At 67.6% G+C, this 18,995-nt stretch carries 12 protein-coding genes and 6 tRNA genes; 6 read left to right on the top strand and 12 right to left on the bottom strand.

The features are described 5' to 3' along the window. The first annotated feature begins 101 nt into the window (after positions 1-101). From OEL49_RS12185 to OEL49_RS12175, 3 genes are read left to right on the top strand one after another with little or no spacing between them, the layout of a single operon-like run. Positions 102-3,110 carry a PAS domain S-box protein gene (locus tag OEL49_RS12185; RefSeq protein WP_157870647.1) on the top strand — a complete coding sequence of 1,003 codons (3,009 nt, stop codon included), beginning with the start codon at positions 102-104 and terminating at the stop codon, positions 3,108-3,110. A 53-nt stretch (positions 3,111-3,163) separates the two neighbouring features. After that, positions 3,164-4,033 (top strand): EamA family transporter, encoded by an 870-nt coding sequence (locus OEL49_RS12180; protein WP_014237825.1) that lies wholly within the window; start codon positions 3,164-3,166, stop codon positions 4,031-4,033. A gap of 52 nt (positions 4,034-4,085) precedes the next feature. Then, a complete protein-coding gene (locus OEL49_RS12175; protein WP_043799383.1) occupies positions 4,086-5,690 on the top strand; it encodes a sensor domain-containing diguanylate cyclase in 1,605 nt (534 codons plus the stop codon). 42 nt (positions 5,691-5,732) lie between these two features. On the opposite strand, the gene OEL49_RS12170 is transcribed toward OEL49_RS12175, so the two are convergent. Both OEL49_RS12170 and OEL49_RS12165 read right to left on the bottom strand, forming a co-directional pair. Next, positions 5,733-6,218 (bottom strand): diguanylate cyclase, encoded by a 486-nt coding sequence (locus tag OEL49_RS12170; protein WP_014237823.1) that lies wholly within the window; start codon positions 6,216-6,218, stop codon positions 5,733-5,735. Between the two features lie 82 nt (positions 6,219-6,300). Further along, complete coding sequence (locus tag OEL49_RS12165) at positions 6,301-7,569, bottom strand: TIGR03862 family flavoprotein (RefSeq protein WP_014237822.1); 1,269 nt, start codon at positions 7,567-7,569, stop codon at positions 6,301-6,303. Positions 7,570-7,701: 132 nt separating this feature from the next. Between OEL49_RS12165 and OEL49_RS12160 the strand changes: the two genes are divergently transcribed. From OEL49_RS12160 to OEL49_RS12150, 3 genes are read left to right on the top strand one after another with little or no spacing between them, the layout of a single operon-like run. Beyond that, complete coding sequence (locus OEL49_RS12160; RefSeq protein WP_014237821.1) at positions 7,702-8,679, top strand: ABC transporter permease; 978 nt, start codon at positions 7,702-7,704, stop codon at positions 8,677-8,679. A 1-nt stretch (position 8,680) separates the two neighbouring features. Further along, a complete protein-coding gene (locus tag OEL49_RS12155) occupies positions 8,681-10,129 on the top strand; it encodes an ABC transporter permease (protein WP_014237820.1) in 1,449 nt (482 codons plus the stop codon). Beyond that, positions 10,129-12,141, top strand: coding sequence for a dipeptide ABC transporter ATP-binding protein (locus tag OEL49_RS12150; protein ID WP_014237819.1), 2,013 nt, complete (start codon positions 10,129-10,131; stop codon positions 12,139-12,141). Before OEL49_RS12155 ends, OEL49_RS12150 begins: the two co-directional genes overlap by 1 nt. A 108-nt stretch (positions 12,142-12,249) precedes the next feature. Here OEL49_RS12150 and OEL49_RS12145 read toward each other — a convergent pair whose 3' ends face one another. From OEL49_RS12145 to gltX, 10 genes are all read right to left on the bottom strand, one after another. Next, positions 12,250-13,470 (bottom strand): MFS transporter, encoded by a 1,221-nt coding sequence (locus OEL49_RS12145; protein WP_014237818.1) that lies wholly within the window; start codon positions 13,468-13,470, stop codon positions 12,250-12,252. Positions 13,471-13,761: 291 nt separating this feature from the next. Beyond that, positions 13,762-15,579, bottom strand: coding sequence for a lytic transglycosylase (locus OEL49_RS12140; RefSeq protein WP_287874839.1), 1,818 nt, complete (start codon positions 15,577-15,579; stop codon positions 13,762-13,764). Between the two features lie 184 nt (positions 15,580-15,763). Then, complete coding sequence (locus tag OEL49_RS12135) at positions 15,764-16,525, bottom strand: SIR2 family NAD-dependent protein deacylase (RefSeq protein ID WP_014237816.1); 762 nt, start codon at positions 16,523-16,525, stop codon at positions 15,764-15,766. Positions 16,526-16,602: 77 nt separating this feature from the next. After that, positions 16,603-16,679, bottom strand: a tRNA-Asp gene (locus tag OEL49_RS12130). A gap of 55 nt (positions 16,680-16,734) precedes the next feature. After that, positions 16,735-16,810 (bottom strand) — tRNA-Glu (locus OEL49_RS12125). Positions 16,811-16,833: 23 nt separating this feature from the next. Next, positions 16,834-16,909, bottom strand: a tRNA-Ala gene (locus tag OEL49_RS12120). Positions 16,910-17,141: 232 nt separating this feature from the next. Then, a tRNA-Asp gene (locus OEL49_RS12115) sits at positions 17,142-17,218 on the bottom strand. Positions 17,219-17,307: 89 nt separating this feature from the next. Beyond that, positions 17,308-17,383 (bottom strand) — tRNA-Glu (locus OEL49_RS12110). A gap of 23 nt (positions 17,384-17,406) precedes the next feature. After that, a tRNA-Ala gene (locus tag OEL49_RS12105) sits at positions 17,407-17,482 on the bottom strand. Between the two features lie 66 nt (positions 17,483-17,548). Continuing rightward, entirely contained in the window at positions 17,549-18,940 is a 1,392-nt protein-coding gene (gene gltX, locus OEL49_RS12100) for a glutamate--tRNA ligase (RefSeq protein WP_014237815.1), read from the bottom strand. Positions 18,941-18,995: the final 55 nt, after the last annotated feature.

Raw genomic sequence — 18,995 nt, 5'->3', positions numbered from 1 at the left:
ATGCCCCATGGCCGGAGATCCGCCGGCCGGGGCCTGGCGCCGCACAGGCCGGGGAGAGAGTGAACGCCATGTCCGCAGGTGATAGGGTTGAGACGGCCTTCGTGCCGACCGCAAGGCACTGGCTGGTGGCCATCATCGGCTTCGTCCTGCTCCTGGCGGGCGGGCTCTACCGCAGCCACCAGGTGCTGTTCGGCGCCGCCCGGGAGACGGCGGAACAGCAGCTGCAGGCGGTGGCGGCCCTCAAGTCCCAGGAAATCCAGCGCTGGATCGAGGATCGCCTGATCTTTCTCAGCCAGCCGCCGGGCAGCGTCATGTCCCAGCATTTCGCCCGCCTCCTGCAGCAACCGGGCGACGCCCGGGCCGCAGCCGGGCTGCGTCAGCGTTTCCGCTACCTGCAGCAGACCATTCCCGAAATCTCCGCCATCGGCCTGCATGACCTGGCCGGCCGCAGCTATCTGGCCGACCCGGCGGACGATCATCTGTGGGACGACACCCTGCACCAGGAAGCGGTGCAGGCCCTGCTGGAGAGCCGCAGGCCGCGCCTGGTGGACTTTCATCGCAAGGCCGGACGCGAGGGCGAGGTGGTCCTCGACCTGCTGGTGCCCCTCTTCGCCGAGGGGGAGACGGGGCGCCTCATCGGCTACGCCCTGTTCGAGATCGACCCGGCCAGGGTGCTCTATCCCATGGTCAGCCAGTGGCCCGTCCCCAGCGCCACCGGGGAAAGCCTGCTGGTGCGGCGGGACGGGGACGAGGTACTGTTTCTTTCTCCCCTGGGGCGGCAGGCCGGGGCTCCCCTCAACCTGCGCCTGCCCCTGGACACGCCGGGGCTGATCTCGGGCATGGCCCTGCATGGCGTCGGCGAGGCGCTGGCGGGGCGGGATTACCGGGGCCTGGCGGTGCTGGGCGTGGTGCTGCCGGTGGGCCAGACCGACTGGCTGCTGGTGGCGAAAATGGACGACAGCGAAATCTATCGCGAGGCCCGGCGCAACTTCGCCTGGCTGACGGCGGCGGGCGTCGTGCTGATGGCCGTGCTGCTGCTGCTGGGGCGGGTCTTCAGCGCCGCCCTGCAGGCCCGGGAGCAGGAAGCCCGCTTCCGCCTGCTGGCCGAGAGCGGCAGCGACGTGGTGTGGCTGTACGAACTGGCTTCCCGCCGCTTCGCCTATGTCAGCCCCTCGGTGCAGGCCATGCGCGGCATCACCGTGGACGAGGCCCTGCAGCAGACCATGGCGGACCTGCTGACACCGGAGTGCCACCAGCACCTGGACGGGGAGCTGGAGCGCTGGATCGCCGCCGTGGATACGGGCCAGGAGGCTGCCGCCTCACGCCACTACGAACTGGTGCAGCCGAGGAAGGACGGTTCCCTGATCCAGACCGAGGCGGTGATGACCCTGATCACCGATGCCCAGGGACGGGTCACCCACATCCAGGGCATTTCCCGGGACATCACGGAACGCAAGCGGGCCGAGGCCGAGCTGCGCAAGTTCCTGCTGTCGGCGGAGCAGAGCCCGGTGAGCATCGTCATCACCAACCTGGCGGCAGAGATCGAATACGTGAACGAGGCCTTCGTGCGCACCGCCGGCTACAGCCGGGAGGAGGTGCTGGGGCAGAATCCGCGCATCCTGCAGTCCGGGCGCACGCCACGCTCCAGCTACGAGGAGATGTGGCGCTGCCTGTCCCGGGGCGAGGGCTGGCGCGGCGAACTGTTCAACCGGCGCAAGGATGGCAGCGAATACCTGGAAGACGCCAGCATCAACCCCATCCGCCAGCCCGACGGCAGCATCACCCATTACTTGGCGGTGAAGGAGGACATCACCGAGCGCCGGGCCACCGAGGCGGCCCTGGCCGAGAGCGAGGACAAGTTCCGCACCATCTACGACACCATCGGCGATGCCATTTTCGTGCACGACGTCGCCAGCGGCAGCATCCTGGACGTCAATGGCGGCGCCTGCCGCATGTACGGCTATAGCCGGAAGGAGCTGCTGTCCCTGGATGTGCAGGGCATCACCGCCGACGACCCTGCTTTCCCGCCCCAGGCGGCCCGGGACTACATGCGGCGGGTGCAGGAGGAGGGGCCCCAGTCCTTCGAGTGGATGGCCCGGGGCAGTTCGGGGCGGCAGTTCTGGGTCCTGGTGAACCTGCAGATATTCCGTCTCTCCGGCGGCCAGCGGGTACTGGCCGTGGTGCGCGACATCGACGGGCGCAAGCGGGCGGAGCAGGAACTGCAGCAGGCCCTGGCCGAGGCAAAGGCCCTCAACCAGCGGCTGGCCGAGGCCCAGAGCCAGCTGCTGCAGTCGGAGAAGATGGCCTCCATCGGCCAGCTGGCGGCCGGGGTGGCCCACGAGATGAACAACCCCATCGGCTTCGTCTATTCCAACCTGGGCACCCTGGACCACTACCTGCGGGAGATCTTCGCCATCATCGCCGCCTATGAGGCGGCGGACAGCGGTCCCTGCCGCGATTGCCGGCAGCTGGAAAGCGCCCGCCAGCTGAAGCTGGAGAAGGACTTCGATTTCCTCCGCAGCGACATCGTCCAGCTTCTGGCCGAGTCCCGGGACGGGCTGGAGCGGGTGGCCAAGATCGCCCGGGATCTGAAGGACTTCTCCCGGGCCGGCGAGGCCGAGAGCCAGTGGGCCGACCTGCACCAGGGCCTGGATTCCACCCTCAACATCGTCTGGAACGAGCTCAAGTACAAGTGCACCGTGCACAAGGAATACGGCGAACTGCCCCTGGTGTGGTGCGAGCCGTCCCAGATCAACCAGGTCTTCATGAACCTGCTGGTCAATGCGGCCCAGGCCATTCCCAAGAAGGGCGACATCTGGCTGCGCACCGGCCGCCGCGGCGACGAGGTGTTCGTCGCCGTGAGCGACAGCGGCTGCGGCATCGCCCCGGAGTACCTGCACCGCCTGTTCGAGCCCTTTTTCACCACCAAGCCCGTGGGCAAGGGCACCGGCCTGGGCCTCTCCCTGGCCTACAGCATCGTGCAGAAGCATCAGGGCCGCCTGGAGGTGGAGAGCGAGCCGGGCCGGGGCAGCACCTTCACCGTCTGGCTGCCCATCGAGGCCAGGCCCAGGCCGGAGGAGGGGACCGAGGCTGCCAGTGCGCCCCGGTGATGGCATACTCCCGCCTCCATTAGCCGGATGGCCCCGGGCCGTCGTTTTCTCCCATGCCTTACCTGATCACCGTCAACCTGCTCTGGGCCTTTTCCTTCAGCCTTATCGGCGAATACCTGGCGGGGCGGGTGGACAGCGATTTCGCCGTGCTGGTGCGGGTGGCCATCGCCGCCCTGGTGTTCATTCCCTTCACCCGCTGGCGCGGCCTGCCCGGGCGCCTGGTGGTCGGGCTGTGGCTGGCCGGGGCCCTGCAGTTCGGCGTCACCTACCTCTGTCTCTACCGCAGCTTCACCGTGCTGACGGTGCCCGAGGTGCTGCTGTTCACCGTGCTCACCCCCATCTACGTCACCATGCTCGACGACGCCCTGGCCCGGCGCTTCAATCCCTGGGCCCTGGTGGCCGCCCTGGTGGCGGTGGGGGGCGGGGTGGTGATCCGCTTCCAGCCGGTGGCGGGGGAATACCTGGCGGGCTTCCTGTTGCTGCAGCTGGCCAACGCCACCTTTGCCGCCGGGCAGGTGCTGTGCCGCCACCTGCTGGCCCGCTATCCGCTGCAGTTCCCCCTGTCCCGCTGTTTCGGCCATTTCTTCCTCGGCGCCCTGGTGCTGGCCCTGCCGTCCTTCCTCATCTTTGGCAATCCGGCCCGGCTGCCCACGACCGCCGTACAGTGGGGCGTGCTGCTGTGGATGGGCCTGTTCGCCACGGCCCTGGGCATGTTCTGGTGGGTCAAGGGCAGCACCCGGGTGGATGGCGGCACCCTGGCGGTGATGAACGAGCTGCACGTGCCCCTGGGGCTGGTGGTCAATCTGCTGATCTGGAACCGGGACGCGGACCTGCAACGCATCGCTCTGGGCGGCAGCGTCATCCTCGTCTCCCTCTGGCTGAACCGCTGGGGACGCCGCCGTTTTGTGGCGGCGGCAGCCTGATGGGGACTTCAAGTCAGATTGCGGTCCGCCGCCTTCCGCTATGATGGGCACCATGAGACTGCGCCAGCTTTCCCACAGCATCATCCTGCGCATCCTGCTCCTGGGGCTGGGGATCGTGGTCGTCGGCACGACGGCCCGCTATTTCATCCTCAGTCAGTTCCTGCGCGAGGATCTGGACAAGGTGGTGGCGTCCCAGCAGCAGGCCCTGGCCAGCTATGTGGCCCGGGACGTGGACAGCAAGCTGGTCGAGCGGCGCGACCTGCTGCAGCGCCTGGCGGCCAGCCTGCCCCGGCAGTTGCTGGGCCAGCCCCGGCAGTTGCGGGCCTGGCTGCAGGAGCGGCATGAACTGCATCCCCTGTTCAACCAGGGGCTGCTGCTGGTGGATTCCCGGGGCGCCATCCTGGCCGATTTCCCCGAGCGGCCCTTGCAGGCCAGGATCAACCTGGCGGATCGGGAATATGTGCAGGCCGCCCTGGCCGGCGAAGCCAGCCTGGGCCGGCCGGCGCCGGACTGGCTGGACCGGGAGCCGGTGCTGCCCATGGCGGCTCCGGTGCGGGACGAGCAGGGCCGGGTGCAGGCCGCCCTGGTGGGCCTGACGCCCCTGGCCACCCCGGGCTTCCTCAACCTGCTGCTGCAGAGCCGGATCGGCCGCAGCGGCGGCTTCCTCCTCATCTCTCCGCGGGACCGGGTCTTCGTCGCCGCCACCGAGCCGGAACTGGTGCTCAAGCCGACGCCGCCGGCCGGCGTCAATCCCCTGCACGACCGGGCCATGGCCGGCTATCGGGGCACCGGCATCACCGTCAACGCCAAGGGTGTGGAAGAGGCGGTGGCCATCGTCTCCGTGCCCAGCGCCGAGTGGTTCGTGGTGGCCCGCCTGCCCACCGCGGAAGCCTTCGAGCCGGTGACCCGGGTGCAGCAGTACATCCTGCGCAACAGCGTGGTGGTGTCCCTGGTCTTCCTGGTGCTGGCTTCCCTGGGCCTGGCCCACGTCTTCCGCCCCCTGCGGCGCACGGCGGAGCACGCCGACCGCATGACCCGCGGCGAGTGCCCCCTGGAACCCCTGCCGGTGCTGCGCAACGACGAGGTGGGCCATCTCACCGCCGCCTTCAACCGGCTCCTGCGCAAGCTCAGCGAGAGCCAGGCGGCCCTGGCCCAGGCGGCGCACCACGACGCCCTCACCGGCCTGCCCAACCGCATGCTGCTGGCCGACCGCCTGAGCCAGGCCCGGGTCCTGGCCCAGCGCAAGGGCAGCCGCATCGCCCTGCTGTTCCTCGACCTGGACGGCTTCAAGCCGATCAACGACAGCCTGGGTCACGAGGCCGGGGACGAGGTGCTGCGCCTGGTGGCCGGCCGCCTCAGCGGCTGCGTGCGGGCCAGCGACACCCTGGCCCGGGTCGGCGGCGACGAATTCGTCATCCTCATGGGCGATCTGGATAGCCAGGCGGAGCAGGCCGCGGCCCGGGTCGCCGCCAAGTGCATCGAAGCCCTGGCGGAGCCGTTCCCGGTCCAGGATCAGAGCTGCCGTCTCGGGGTTTCCATCGGTATCGCCCTGGGTGACGGCGAGAGCGCCGCCAATACCCTGTTGCTGCAGGCGGACCAGGCCATGTACCGGGCCAAGGAAAGCGGCCGCGGCCGCTACGTGATCGCTACCACCTGAAGCGGTGGGGTGGAAGGAAAAGGGCGCCGGCGGCGCCCTTTTTCAGTTCTGGGCCGGCAATTCCAGCTCGTGCAGGGCCAGGCGGCTGTGGTTGTGCTTGAGGTAGGCGAGAAAATCCATGCCGGAACAGTTGAGGCCCAGTTCCGGATGGCCCTGTTTCAGGGAGAAGAAGGAAATGTCCCGACCCACGATCTCCAGGCCGCACTGGGAGGCGACCTCGATGATCTCCCGCAGGCGGGTGGAGAGGGGGTCGATGCTGGGGTCGCTGGGCATGATGATCCAGAAATCGACGCCGTGCCGGGCCACCAGGTCGGTCTTGCGCAGGGTCTGGCCGAGGGCGTCCTGGACTTCGTGCAGCTTGAGGCTGGCCGCCTGGGCGCCGTAGGTCTCGCCCAGGATGTGGGGGGAGCCGAAGTCGACATGCACCAGGTGGAAGTGGATATTGCTGTCGTAGCGGGCGGAGACTTCCAGCAGCCATTCCAGGGTGAACAGGAAATTCCCGAACTGTTCGACATCTTCGTGCAGCATAAGTCCCTCCTTGATGGCGACGGGAGGCTCCCGTGAATGGCGCAGGGGCGGCCGGGAGCGGCGTCTGGCTTTGAGGCGGCCCTTATGTTGTTGTGCTGGCCGCCCGTTGCCTCAACTTTAACCATTGCCCGGCTCCCATGCCAGCTTTTCGGCCGGTGCAGAAGCAGGCGGTGAGCAGATAGCCGCCGGTGGGTGCCTCCCAGTCCAGCATTTCGCCGGCGCAGAAGAGGCCGGGCCGCTGCCGCAGCATGAGCTGCTCGTCCAGCTCCTCCAGGCGCACGCCGCCGGCGCTGCTGATGGCTTCGTCCAGAGGGCGGGGAGCCACCAGCCGCAGGGGCAGGGCCTTGATGGCGGCAGCCAGGGCGGCCTCGTCCTGGAACCGCTCCTTGTCCAGGCATTCCCGCAGCAGGCCCATCTTCACCCCCTTCAGGCCCAGGCGGCTTTGCAGGTGGCTGGAGAGGGAACGGGAGCCCCGGGGGCGGCGCACCTCGGCCAGCACCCGCTCGGCGCTGTGGCCGGGCAGCAGGTCCAGGCTCAGGGTGGCGCTGCCGTCCCGCTCGATGAGGTCCCGCAGGGGGGCGGAGAGGGCGTAGATGAGGCCGCCCTCGACGCCGTCGGCACTGACCACGAATTCCCCCTGGCGGCGCCAGGCCCGGCCGTCGGGGCCGCTGCAGGCGGCCACCACCGGCTTCACCGGCTGGCCGGCGAAATGCTCCCGGAAGTGGGGGCTCCAGGCGGCGTCGAAGCCGCAGTTGGCCGGTCGCAGGGGCGCCACGGCAATGCCGGCCCGGGCCAGGGTGGGCACCCAGGCGCCGTCCGAGCCCAGCTTGGCCCAGCTGCCGCCGCCCAGGGCCAGCACCGTGGCGGCGGGCTTTACTTCAATTTCCCCTGCCGGCGTGGCAAAGCGCAGGGCGCCGTCGGCGCTCCAGCCGAGCCAGCGGTGCCGCACCTGGAAGGCGACGCCTTCCTGGCGCAGCCGGTGCAGCCAGGCCCGCAGCAGGGGCGCCGCCTTCATCTCGGTGGGGAAGACCCGGCCCGAGGTGCCGACGAAGGTGTCGACGCCCAGGCCGTGGATCCAGGCCCGCAGGGCCTCCGGGCCGAATTCCTGCAGCAGGGGCGCCAGCCGTTCCCGGGCGCTGCCGTAGCGTTCCTGGAAGGCGGCGAAGTCCTCGCTGTGGGTGATGTTCATGCCGCCCTTGCCGGCCATGAGGAACTTGCGTCCCACCGAGGGCATGGCCTCGTAGACGGTGACCTGGGCGCCGTCCCGGGCCAGCACTTCCGCCGCCATGAGCCCGGCCGGGCCGCCGCCGATGACGGCGACGTGGGGAGGAGGGGAGGGCATGGGGGTCATGGGCGGGACTCGGGCGGGACTCGGGCAGGGGCAAAAGAAGGCAAACCGGCCGCCATTCTAGGGCCGGCGCCGGGTCCGGGCAAAGCGCTTTGGTGGTCAGGGGCGGGGCGGCCTTGGTATAGTCGCGGGGTCATGCTTGCCTACCTCCTGCGTCGCCTCCTCTACGCCATCCCCATTCTCATCGGGGTGAACCTGCTCACCTTCGCCCTCTTCTTCGTCGTCAATACGCCGGACGACATGGCGCGCATGCAGCTGGGCGTGAAACGGGTGACCCCGGAAGCCATCGCCAAGTGGAAGGCGGAGCGGGGCTACGATGCCCCCCTCTTCTGGAACGGCGAGGCCGCCGGCCTGGAAAAGGCGACCCGTACCATTTTCTTCACCAAGTCGGCCCGGCTCTTCGTCGGCGACTTCGGCGCGGCGGAGGACGGCCGCGACATCGCCACCGAAATCCGCACCCGCATGGGGCCCTCCCTGGCCATCGCCATTCCCACCTTCATCCTGGGCCTGCTGGTGACCGTTTCCCTGGCCCTGCTGCTGGCCTTTTTCCGCGCCACGGCCCTGGATTTCTGGGGCGTCGTCGCCTGCGTCGCCATGATGTCCATCTCCGGCCTGTTCTACATCATCGGCGGCCAGTGGCTCATCTCCAAGGTGTGGCGGCTGGTGCCCATCTCCGGTTACGTGGAGGGCCTGGACGCCTGGAAATTCCTGCTCCTGCCGGTGGCCATCGGCGTCGTCGCCGGCATCGGCAGCAGCGCCCGCTGGTACCGCACCATCTTCCTTGAGGAAATGGGCAAGGACTACGTGCGCACCGCCCGGGCCAAGGGCCTCTCGGAGAGCGCCGTGATGTTCCGCCACGTGCTGCGCAACGCCATGATCCCCATCCTCACCGGGGTGGTGGTGGTGATTCCGTCATTGTTTCTCGGCGCACTAATTACAGAAGCTTTTTTTGGCATTCCCGGATTAGGTAGTTACACCATTGATGCCATCAAGAGTCAGGACTTTGCCGTAGTGCGTTCGATGGTCTTCATCGGCTCCGTGCTGTACATCGCCGGCCTGATCCTGACCGACATTTCCTACACCCTGGCGGACCCGCGGATTCGCTTCGACTGACATGGCCTTCCTTCCCGTCTTTCTCTGGTCCGACCTGGTCATCTGGCTGCTGGTGGCGGCCCTTGGCCTGCTGGCCTGGGGCGTGGCCCGCACGCCGCCCCTGCGCGCCGCCTGGGGCCGGGTGCTGCACAGCCGTACCGGCATGGCCTCTCTGGCAGTACTGGCGTTGTTCGTGGCAGTGGGTCTGCTGGACTCCGCCCATTACCGGCCCCGCCTGGCCGATGCCCCGCAGAACGGCCAGGGTGGCGGCGTTGCGGCGGCCCCGGCCTACGGGGTTGAAGTCCTTTCGCTCCTGGACGCCCTCCTGACGCCTCTGCGCACCCAGGTGGAAAAGACCTATTCGGCGCCCCTGGCGACCCGGGCCTACGCCAAGGAAATGCAGGAAGTCCGCCAGCCCGACGGCAGCCTGGTGCAGCAGCGGGACTTTCCCCGCCTCAAGTTCGGCGGCGCCCACCTGGGAACGGAGGAATCCGCCTGGGCCGGCGACGTGGCCCGGCGCCTGCTGCAGGGGTACGGCCTGGCGGCCCTGCTGTGGGGGGGGCTGGCGATTTTTCTCGTCGGCCGTCTGGCCCGGCGCCGGCAGTGTTCCTTCCGGCAGTCCTGGCGGGACCTGTGGTGGCGGCCGCCCACCAGTACGGCGCCGGCCTGGGATGCCTTGCTGCTGACCCTGGCCGGCCTCTTCCTGCTGCTCACGCCCCTGCTGGCCCTGGCACCGGAATACCATGTACTGGGTACCGATAAGGTGGGTCAGGATATCCTCTATTTGGTCTTGAAGAGTATCCGTACCTCACTTGTTATCGGTTTGGTCACTACCCTTGTAACTCTTCCTATTGGCGTATTGCTAGGTATCTCTGCTGGCTATTTTCGCGGTTGGGTGGATGACCTGATCCAGTATCTATATTCCACCCTGAACTCCATCCCGAGTGTGCTGCTCATCGCTGCTGCCGTGCTGATGATGCAGGTGGTGATCGACACCCATCCGGAGTGGTTCGCCACCGCCGCCGAGCGGGCCGACCTGCGCCTCTTGGCCCTCTGCTTCATCCTCGGCATGACCAGCTGGACCGGCCTGGCCCGCCTGCTGCGGGGCGAGGCCCTGAAGCTGTCCCAACTCGAGTACATCCAGGCGGCTCAGTCCTTCGGCGTTTCCTCCTGGCGCATCCTGCTGCGTCACATCCTGCCCAACGTCATGCACATCGTGCTGATTGCCTTGGTCATGGACTTTTCCTCTCTAGTGATGACTGAGGCTGTTCTTTCATATTTGGAAATTGGAGTTGATCCGACCATGGTCAGCTTTGGGTCGTTGATCAACAACGCCCGCATGGAACTGGCCCGGGAGCCCATGGTGTGGTGGTCCCTGGCCGCCGCCTTCGTTTTCATGTTCATCCTGGTCCTGGCCGCCAACCTCTTCGCCGACGTGGTGCGGGACGCTTTCGATCCGAGGGCCGCCTGATGTCCGACCTGCTTTCCGTCCGCAACCTCAAGGCCGGCTTCCTCGCCGGCGGCCGGGTGCTCACCGCCGTGGACGGCGTCTCCTTCGCCGTGGCCCCCGGCGAGACCTTCGCCCTGCTCGGCGAATCCGGCTGCGGCAAGTCCGCCACCGCCCTGGCCCTGTTGCGCCTGCTGCCCAACGCCGGGCGCATCCAGGGCGGCGAGGTGTGGCTGGAAGGGGAGGAAATCCTGGCCCTGCCCGAAGCGGCCATGCGCGACCGCCGCGGCAGCGCCGCCGCCATGATCTTCCAGGAGCCGGCCACCAGCCTCAATCCGGTGCTGACCATCGGCCGCCAGATCGGCGAATCCCTGGAACGGCACCGGGGCATGAAGGGCGAGGCGGCCCGCCGGGAAGCCCTGGCCCTGCTCACCGCCGTCGGCATCGCCGACCCGGAGCGGCGGCTGGAGGAATATCCCTTCCAGCTCTCCGGCGGCATGAAGCAGCGGGCCATGATCGCCATCGCCCTGGCCGGGGAGCCGCGCCTGCTCATCGCCGACGAGCCGACCACGGCCCTGGACGTGACCATCCAGGCCCAGATTCTCGACCTGCTGGCCAGGCTGCAGGCGGAACGGGCCATGGGCATGCTGCTCATCACCCACGACCTGGGCGTGGTGGCCCGCAGCGCCCACCGGGTCGGCGTCATGTACGCCGGCGAAATCGTCGAGACGGCCCCCCGCCAGGAGTTTTTCGCCAGCCCGCGCCACCCCTATACGCAAAAGCTCTTCGCTGCCCTGCCGGACCTGGGCCAGCGGGGCGCCCAGCTGGCCACCATTCCCGGCCAGGTGCCGGGCCTGGCCGCCATGCCCGCCGGCTGCCGCTTCGCCCCCCGCTGCCCGGTGGCCATGGACCGCTGCCGGCTGGAAAGCCCGGGCTGGACAGAGCTTGAAGCAGGTCATCAGGTGCGCTGCCATTGGGTGGCCCAGCAGCTGCCGGGTGGCGAGCAGCGCCTGCCGGACCTGCCCGCCGCGCCACCGGCTGCTGCCGCTGCCGCCGACGCCGCCCGGGAAAACCTGCTGGCCGTGGGCGAACTGAAGGTCCATTTCCCCATCCGCAAGGGCCTCTTCAAGCGCACCGTGGGCCACGTCAAGGCGGTGGACGGGGTGTCCCTGGAACTGCAGCGGGGCCGTACCCTGGCCCTGGTGGGCGAATCCGGCTGCGGCAAGACCACCGCCGGCAAGGCCGTGCTGCGCCTGCTGCCGGCCACCGGCTCGGTGCGGCTCGATGGTCGGGAGCTGCTGGGTCTGCCGGAGCGGGAACTGAAGCCCCTGCGCCGGCGCATGCAGATGGTGTTCCAGGACCCCTTTGCCTCCCTCAACCCCCGCCTCACCGTGGGGGAGATCATCGAGGAAGGCATGACCGCCTTGCGGGTGGCCGCCAGCCGGGACGAACGGCGGGCGGCCCTGGCCGCCCTGCTGGAATCGGTGGGCCTGCCGGCGGAGGCTCTGGGCCGCTATCCCCACGAATTTTCCGGCGGCCAGCGCCAGCGCATCGCCATCGCCCGGGCCCTGGCGGTGCAGCCCGAACTGCTGGTGTGCGACGAGCCCACCTCGGCCCTGGACGTTTCCGTGCAGGCCCAGATTCTCAACCTGCTGCGCCGCCTGCAGGAGGAACTGGGGCTGGCCTATCTTTTCATCACCCACAACTTCGCCGTGGTGGAATACCTGGCCCACGACGTGGCGGTGATGTACCTGGGCCGCATCGTCGAGCAGGGGCCGGTGCAGCAGGTGCTGGCGGCTCCCTGCCATCCCTATACCCGGGCCCTGCTCTCGGCCGTGCCCGAGCCCCGCCTGGCGGGGCAGCGGGAAATGGTGCGCCTGCCCGGCGAAACGCCGTCCCCGGCGCGGCCGCCCCAGGGCTGCCATTTCCATCCCCGCTGCGCCCAGGCCAGCGAGCGCTGCCGCCAGGAGTATCCGGCCCCCAGCACCCAGGCCGGCGGCGTGGTGGTGCGCTGCCATCTCTATCCGGCGGACTAGCCGCAAAACAAGCACCCCTGCAAGGCAGAAGGGACGCCATTCTCCACCGTGCCATGGTGGAAAGTGGCGTCCCTTCTGCCTTTGCGGCCTGGGTTTTTTCCGGGTTCCTTAGCCGTCTCCCAGGCGCCGCAGGGAGAGGGCGATGCCCAGCACCACCGCCACGCAGGCCAGCAGGGTGGCCACCACTCCCGGCCAGCCGCCATGGATCCAGGGCCAGCCCGTGGCGCTGCCGATGACGCTGCCGCCCAGGTAATAGCTGGACAGGTACAGGGCGGAGACCAGCCCCCGCCGCGGCCCGGCCCGGCGTCCCACCCAGCCGCTGGCCACCGCATGCACGGCGAAATAGCCGAAGGTGAACACGGCCAGGCCGAGGATGATCAGGGGCAGGGCCGCGGCTAGGGTGAGGCCGATGCCGGCGGCCATGGTCAGGCTCATCAGCAGCACGATGCGGCTGCGTCCGATGCGGTCCGCCAGGTGGCCGGCCAGGGCCGAGGAGGCGCTGCCCACGGCGTAGAGCAGAAAGATGGCGCCGATGGCCGCCGGGCCCAGGCCGTAGGGCGGCAGGCTGAGGCGGAAGCCCAGGTAGTTGTAGATGCCGACGAAGCTGCCCATGATGAGGAAGGCGGTGACGAACAGCCAGGGCAGGCCCGGGTCGGCGTAGATGCGGCCCACGTCCGCCAGCAGCAGGCGGGGCTTCAGGGAGCGGGGCCTGAAGTGTTGGGCCGGCGGCAGCAGGCGCCAGAAGGTGAAGGCCGCCAGCAGCCCCAGCAGGCCCAGGGCTCCCAGGCCGTGGCGCCAGTCCCACCAGCCCGTCACCAGGGCCGAGAGAAAGCGCCCGGACATGCCGCCCAGGGCGTTGGCGGCGATGTAGAGGCCCATGGCCCGGCCTCGGGCGTGGGGGGCGATCTCTTCCCCCAGGTAGGCCATGGCGGCGGCGGGTACCCCGGCAATGCAGGCGCCCAGCAGGGCCCGGCACAGCACCAGCAGGTGGAAGTCCGGCATGAAGGCGGAGGCGCAGGCGAACAAGGCGGCCCCCAGCAGCCCCAGGCGCATCAGCCGTTCCCGGCCATAGCGGTCGGCGATGAGGCTCAGGGGAATGAGCAGCAGGGCCATGGAAAGGGTGCCGGCGGCGACGCTGAAACTGGCGCTGGCCGGGGAGATGCCAAACTCGTGGGTGAGCTGGGGCAGCACCGGCTGGGTGCCGTAAAGCAGGGCGAAGCAGGTGAAGCCGCCGGTGGCCAGGGCCAGGTTGGCGCGACGGAAGGCGGGAGTGCCGGCTTGCAGCCCTCCGTTATCGGCGGCTGCAGCGGTGGAAGACGTGGGGGTCATGGTCAGCGAGTGGAGGCCGGGTTCCGGGGCGGCCAGGCGCGGCCCGGCGCCGGCAGGGACGGCGGCGAAGGCTTGAATTCTACGCCCCGCCGCAATCCCGCCGGAGCGGGGATATCCGTACTTGAAGCACTGGAGATGACGGTGTAGGGCTGCACCTGCAGGTGGCGGCAGCTTAGGCGCGCCACAACGTAGCCGTCGGGGAAAGGTGGCGGAAGGCGGAAAATCCTTGCCGCGCCCCGTCGGCCAAAAGAAAAGGCGCCCGCAGGCGCCTTTATCCGTCGTCCTTCGGCCTCAGTCGTTCTGGGCCAGCTGGATGGTGATGGTCTGGCCCGGTTTCAGGTTGCCCGGAGCCACCTTGTTCCAGCGCTTGATGTCGTCCGCTTCCACCTTGAACTTCTTGGCGATGCCGGCCAGGGTGTCGCCCTTGCGGATGGTGTAGCGGGCCATCTTGGCCTTGGCGGCAGCGGCCTTGGCATTGGCCGGGGCCTTGTCGTTCTTGCTCAGCTTGAGGTTCTTGCCTTCCAGGGTGGCGCTGACGCGGCCGTTGGCCGGGGCGCTGGCCACCGTGGTCTTGGCGGCAGCAGCGGGAGCAGCGACGGCGGGGGCCACGGTGAGCTTGGTGCCGGCGGCCATGTTGCGGCCCAGCTTGTTCCAGCGCTTCAGCTCGTCCACGGAAACGTCGTAGCGGCGGGCGATGGAGAAGAGGGTGTCGCCTTTCTTGACCACGTGGAACTTGGCCGGCTGGGCCCGGGGTTCGTTGCGGGAGTCGGCACGGGAATCAGCGCGGGCGTCGCTGCGGGCGGGTGCGGTTTCGGCTGCCGGCGGGGTGAAGGAGGCGACGGCGAGGTCGCCTTCGATGCCGTCCCGGGCCGGGACCAGCAGGGTGGTGCCGGCGCCTACCTTGGCCTTGGGCGGCAGGCCGTTCACCGTCTTCAGGTGGGCTACGGAGACGCCCAGGCGGGCTGCCACCTTGTCCAGCTTTTCCCCGGCCTTGAGGGTGTAGGAGGTCCAGGAGGAGAGGGGGGCTTCGTTGTTTTCCAGGTTGGCGCGGAAGCGCTCCACCTTTTCCGCCGGCAGCACCAGGGGACGGTCGGCCTTGATCACCGGGCGGTTATGGGCCGGGTTGAGGGCGACGAATTCATCCACCGGCATTTCCGCCAGCTTGGCCGCCACCTTCACGTCCATGTCGGCCGGCTTGGCCACGGCGGCGAAGTAGGGCTGGTTGGGAATCTGGGGCAGGTCCAACTGGGCCAGCAGGCGGGGGTTGGAGAGGATGTTCTTGAGGGCCTGCAGCTTGGGCACGTAGTTGCGGGTTTCCGCCGGCATGGTCAGGTTTTCGTAATCTGTCGGCAGACCCTTGGCCCGGTTCTTGGCGATGGCCCGGCCGACGGCGCCTTCGCCCCAGTTGTAGGAAGCCAGGGCCAGCTGCCAGTCGCCGTGCATCTCGTAGATGGTCTGCAGATAGTCCAGGGCGGCGGAGGTGGAGGCGATGATGTCGCGCCGGTCGTCCACCCACCAGTTCTGTTCCAGCTTGAAGTTCTTGCCGGTGGAGGGAATGAACTGCCACAGGCCGGAAGCGTGGCTGCGGGAATAGGCCATGGGGTTGTAGGCGCTTTCCACCATGGGCAGCAGGGCCAGTTCCATGGGCATGCCGCGCTTCTCGATGGCCTCGACGATGTGGAACATGTAGCGGCGGCTGCGTTCGACCATGCGTCGCACGTAATCGGGCCGGTTCATGTACCACTGCTGGTGGGTCAGCACCAGGTCGTTGTTCAGGTTCGGCATGCCGAAGCCGTTGCGGATGCGTTCCCATAGGTTGTCGGGGGAGGCGGTGAGGTCGATGGTGCGGGGTAACTGGGGGATCGGCGCGATCTCCTCCACCGGCAGGCTGCCATCGTTCTGGACCGGGCTGGCTTCGGGGCGGGCGGACAGTTCGGTGCGGGACGGCACCATGGACTGCAGGCTGGGCGCGAAGGAAAGCGTCAGGGGCTGGTCGTTGGCCTGGGCGGGAGTGGCGGCGAAGAGGGCGCCGCAGGCCAGGGCCGGGAGGGAACGATGGAGTTGCCGGATGAAGCGGAGGGTGCAGCCTAGCGTGTCGTCGAGCGTCATAGATTCTCTTTGTCTGCTGTTCCCCGCCAGGCGGGGGGATTCCCGAGGGCCGGCACGGCAGGCGGGCCGGGCGTCGGGCACGACGTTTCAGGATGACCTAATCGCGGAATTATACCCTATGAAAAGAAGGGGATATCCGCTGCCAAAGGTAAAAAATCCAGGCCGTTGGAATGACGTACGGTCTTTACCGGAGGCGTTGCCACAGGGCCTCCAGGGTGGCGGCAGCCCCCTGGGTGATGTGGTGGTCGGCGAAGGGGCTGACGGGCGTGGTGCCCGGATTGATCTCCACCGTGGTGATGCCCTGCTCGCTGGCCCACAGCACCGGTTCGGCCACATAGGGAAAGAGGCTGGAAGTGCCGATGGAAAAGACCATGTCGGGGCCGGCATCCAGGGTGCGGAGCAGCTGTTCCATTTCCATCTGCGGCAGGGATTCGCCGAAAAGCACCACCCGGGGCCGTACCAGGGCGTTACAGCGGGGGCAGGCCGGCGGCAGTTCCAGATCGGAGAAGCTGTCCACTTCCACCTCGTAACTGCAGCGGGTGCAGTGCAGATGATGCAGGCGACCGTGGATCTCGATGACGTCGGAAGAGCCGGCCTGGCGGTGCAGACCATCGATGTTCTGGGTGAAGACGGTGACCGCGGTGCCGCGCCGTTCCAGATCGGCGATGACCTGGTGGGCCCGGTTGGGGCGGGCGTCGCGGCAGGTGCGCTCGATCTGGGCCAGGTATTTCCAGGTGATCTGGGGATGCTGGTGCAGCATGGGGCCTGACAGCGCCTCTTCGATGGAGAAGCCTTCCGCCGTCAGGTCCTCCTCGTAGAGTCCGCCGACGCCCCGGTAGGTGGGCAGTCCCGAGTCGGCGGAGATGCCGGCGCCGGTGATGAAAAGGACGCGGCGGGCCTCTGCCAGTTCTTCGGCAACGGCATCCAGGGTGGCGGCTGTGTCCATGGCGGATTCCCGGAGATATGAGGAAATGGGGGCTGGAAACGAAAAAACCGGCCCAGGGCCGGTTTTTTCTATTTTGTTGGCGGAGTGGACGGGACTCGAACCCGCGACCCCCGGCGTGACAGGCCGGTATTCTAACCAACTGAACTACCACTCCAAACTGCTTTAACTCTGTACTGCGCTACCGATGCTGCCGGTACCACTTGAATCTGTGGCGTCCCCACGGGGATTCGAACCCCGGTTATCGCCGTGAAAGGGCGGTGTCCTAGGCCTCTAGACGATGGGGACCCTAGGTATCTTTCGCATTTGTATGGTGGAGGTACGCGGGATCGAACCGCGGACCTCTTGCATGCCATGCAAGCGCTCTCCCAGCTGAGCTATACCCCCGCCGCGAAAGAAGACCGAATTATAGGGAGCGTTTTTGGGGTTGTAAAGCCCTTTTGTGATTTTTTTTAAGAAAATCGCCATTCACCTGGATAAGTCCCTGTTTTGTCTCTTGCCGCGTACTCTTTGACGGGCTGTGGGCCTGATGGGGAAAGGCTCGTAGGGCGGTCGGGGGTGACAAGGGGAGGGCTGAAAAGCAAAAAGCCAGCATTTCTGCTGGCTTTTTGCTTTTAGCTGGCGGAGTGGACGGGACTCGAACCCGCGACCCCCGGCGTGACAGGCCGGTATTCTAACCAACTGAACTACCACTCCGAACTTCTGAAGCTTGCAACGGTAAAACTGGTGCCGCTTACAAAACTTAGGGCTTGCTGATTTTGTCGATCAGCAAGCCCTGCTGTAGGTGGCGTCCCCACGGGGATTCGAACCCCGGTTATCGCCGTGAAAGGGCGGTGTCCTAGGCCTCTAGACGATGGGGACCCTAGGTATCTTTCGCATTTGTATGGTGGAGGTACGCGGGATCGAACCGCGGACCTCTTGCATGCCATGCAAGCGCTCTCCCAGCTGAGCTATACCCCCGCCGCGAAAGAAGGCCGAATTATAGGGAGCGTTTTTTGGCTTGTAAACCCTCTTTGCCAACTTTTTTTAAATTTTTGCTGCGGCCAGTCGTGCCAGCACCTTTTCCCGGGGGAACAGGGCCACCACCGCATCCACGGACGGGGTCTGGGCCTGACCGGTGAGCAGCACCCGCAGGGGCATGGCCAGCTTGGGCATCTTCAGGCCGTGTTTGGCCACGGTCTCCTTGATCAGGGCGCCGATGGCCGGCGCTTCCCAATTGACGCCCTGGACGCCGGCAATGAAGTCGGCCAGGGCCGGCTTGGCTTCCTCGCTGAGGTGCTGGGCCAGCAGTTCGGCGTTGGGGTGGATGTCGATGTAGAACACCTCGGCCGCATCCGCCAGCTCATTCAGGGTATGCACCCGTTCCTTGTAGAGGGCGATGATGGATTCCAGGGCCGGCACCGGCGCCGGCGTGATGCCCCGGGCCGCCAGGCGCGGGCGCACCAGGTCGGCCAGGCGGCCGTTGTCGGCCTGCTTGATGTAGTGGGCGTTGAGCCAGTTCAGCTTTTCCGTATTGAACTGGGCGGCCGACGGGGTGATGTGGTCCAGATCGAACCACTGGCAGAACTGTTCCATGGAGAACACTTCGTCGTCGCCATGGGACCAGCCCAGGCGGCCCAGGTAGTTGAGCACCGCTTCCGGCAGATAGCCGTCCTCGTCGTACTGCATGACGGAAACGGCGCCATGGCGCTTGGACAGCTTCTGGCCGTCGTCGCCCAGGATCATGGAAAGGTGGGCGTACTGGGGCACGCTGGCGCCCAGGGCCTGCAGCACATTGATCTGGCGCGGGGTGTTGTTCACGTGGTCATCGCCGCGGATGACCTGGGTGATGCCCATGTCCCAGTCGTCCACCACCACGCAGAAGTTATAGGTGGGGGTGCCGTCGGCCCGGGCGATGATGAAGTCGTCCAGCTCGCTGTTGCTGATCTCGATGCGGCCCTTGACCAGGTCGTCCCAGGTCACCACGCCGTCCACCGGGTTCTTGAAGCGCACCACCGGCTGGATGCCGGAAGGCGGGGTGGGCAGGGTCTTGCCCGGCTCCGGGCGCCAGCGGCCGTCGTAGCGGGGCTTTTCGCCCTTGGCCCGCTGGGCTTCGCGGATCTGTTCCAGTTCTTCGGGGGAGGTGTAGCAGTGGTAGGCGGTGCCGGCTTCCAGCATCTGCTGGATCACTTCCTTGTACCGGTAGATGCGCTGCATCTGGTAGAAGGGGCCTTCGTCGTGCTCCAGGCCGAGCCAGTTCATGCCGTCGATGATGGCCTGCACGGCTTCCGGGGTGGAACGGGCCACGTCCGTATCCTCGATGCGCAGCACGAACTTGCCCCCGTGGCGGCGGGCGTAGGCCCAGGAGAAGAGGGCGGTGCGGGCGCCGCCGATGTGCAGATAACCGGTGGGGCTGGGGGCGAAACGGGTACGGATCATGGTGGGTGTCTGGCGTTGAACAAAAGAAGGCTATTGTAATGGATGCCATGGACGC

It is taken from the genome of Azospira sp. (assembly GCF_030247495.1).
In the GTDB taxonomy this organism is placed as follows: domain Bacteria; phylum Pseudomonadota; class Gammaproteobacteria; order Burkholderiales; family Rhodocyclaceae; genus Azospira; species Azospira oryzae.
The sequence above is the reverse complement of the archived record's forward strand: the minus strand, read 5'-3'. Positions and strand labels throughout refer to the sequence as shown.

Bases quoted from the DNA above. Each gene is read 5' to 3' on its own strand.
- OEL49_RS12135 (WP_014237816.1), bottom strand. From the start codon at position 16,525: ATGGACACAGCCGCCACCCTGGATGCCGTTGCCGAAGAACTGGCAGAG.
- OEL49_RS12155 (WP_014237820.1), top strand. From the start codon at position 8,681: ATGGCCTTCCTTCCCGTCTTTCTCTGGTCCGACCTGGTCATCTGGCTG.
- OEL49_RS12170 (WP_014237823.1), bottom strand. From the start codon at position 6,218: ATGCTGCACGAAGATGTCGAACAGTTCGGGAATTTCCTGTTCACCCTG.
- OEL49_RS12145 (WP_014237818.1), bottom strand. From the start codon at position 13,470: ATGACCCCCACGTCTTCCACCGCTGCAGCCGCCGATAACGGAGGGCTG.
- OEL49_RS12175 (WP_043799383.1), top strand. From the start codon at position 4,086: ATGAGACTGCGCCAGCTTTCCCACAGCATCATCCTGCGCATCCTGCTC.
- OEL49_RS12165 (WP_014237822.1), bottom strand. From the start codon at position 7,569: ATGACCCCCATGCCCTCCCCTCCTCCCCACGTCGCCGTCATCGGCGGC.
- gltX (WP_014237815.1), bottom strand. From the start codon at position 18,940: ATGATCCGTACCCGTTTCGCCCCCAGCCCCACCGGTTATCTGCACATC.
- OEL49_RS12160 (WP_014237821.1), top strand. From the start codon at position 7,702: ATGCTTGCCTACCTCCTGCGTCGCCTCCTCTACGCCATCCCCATTCTC.
- OEL49_RS12180 (WP_014237825.1), top strand. From the start codon at position 3,164: ATGCCTTACCTGATCACCGTCAACCTGCTCTGGGCCTTTTCCTTCAGC.
- OEL49_RS12150 (WP_014237819.1), top strand. From the start codon at position 10,129: ATGTCCGACCTGCTTTCCGTCCGCAACCTCAAGGCCGGCTTCCTCGCC.
- OEL49_RS12140 (WP_287874839.1), bottom strand. From the start codon at position 15,579: ATGACGCTCGACGACACGCTAGGCTGCACCCTCCGCTTCATCCGGCAA.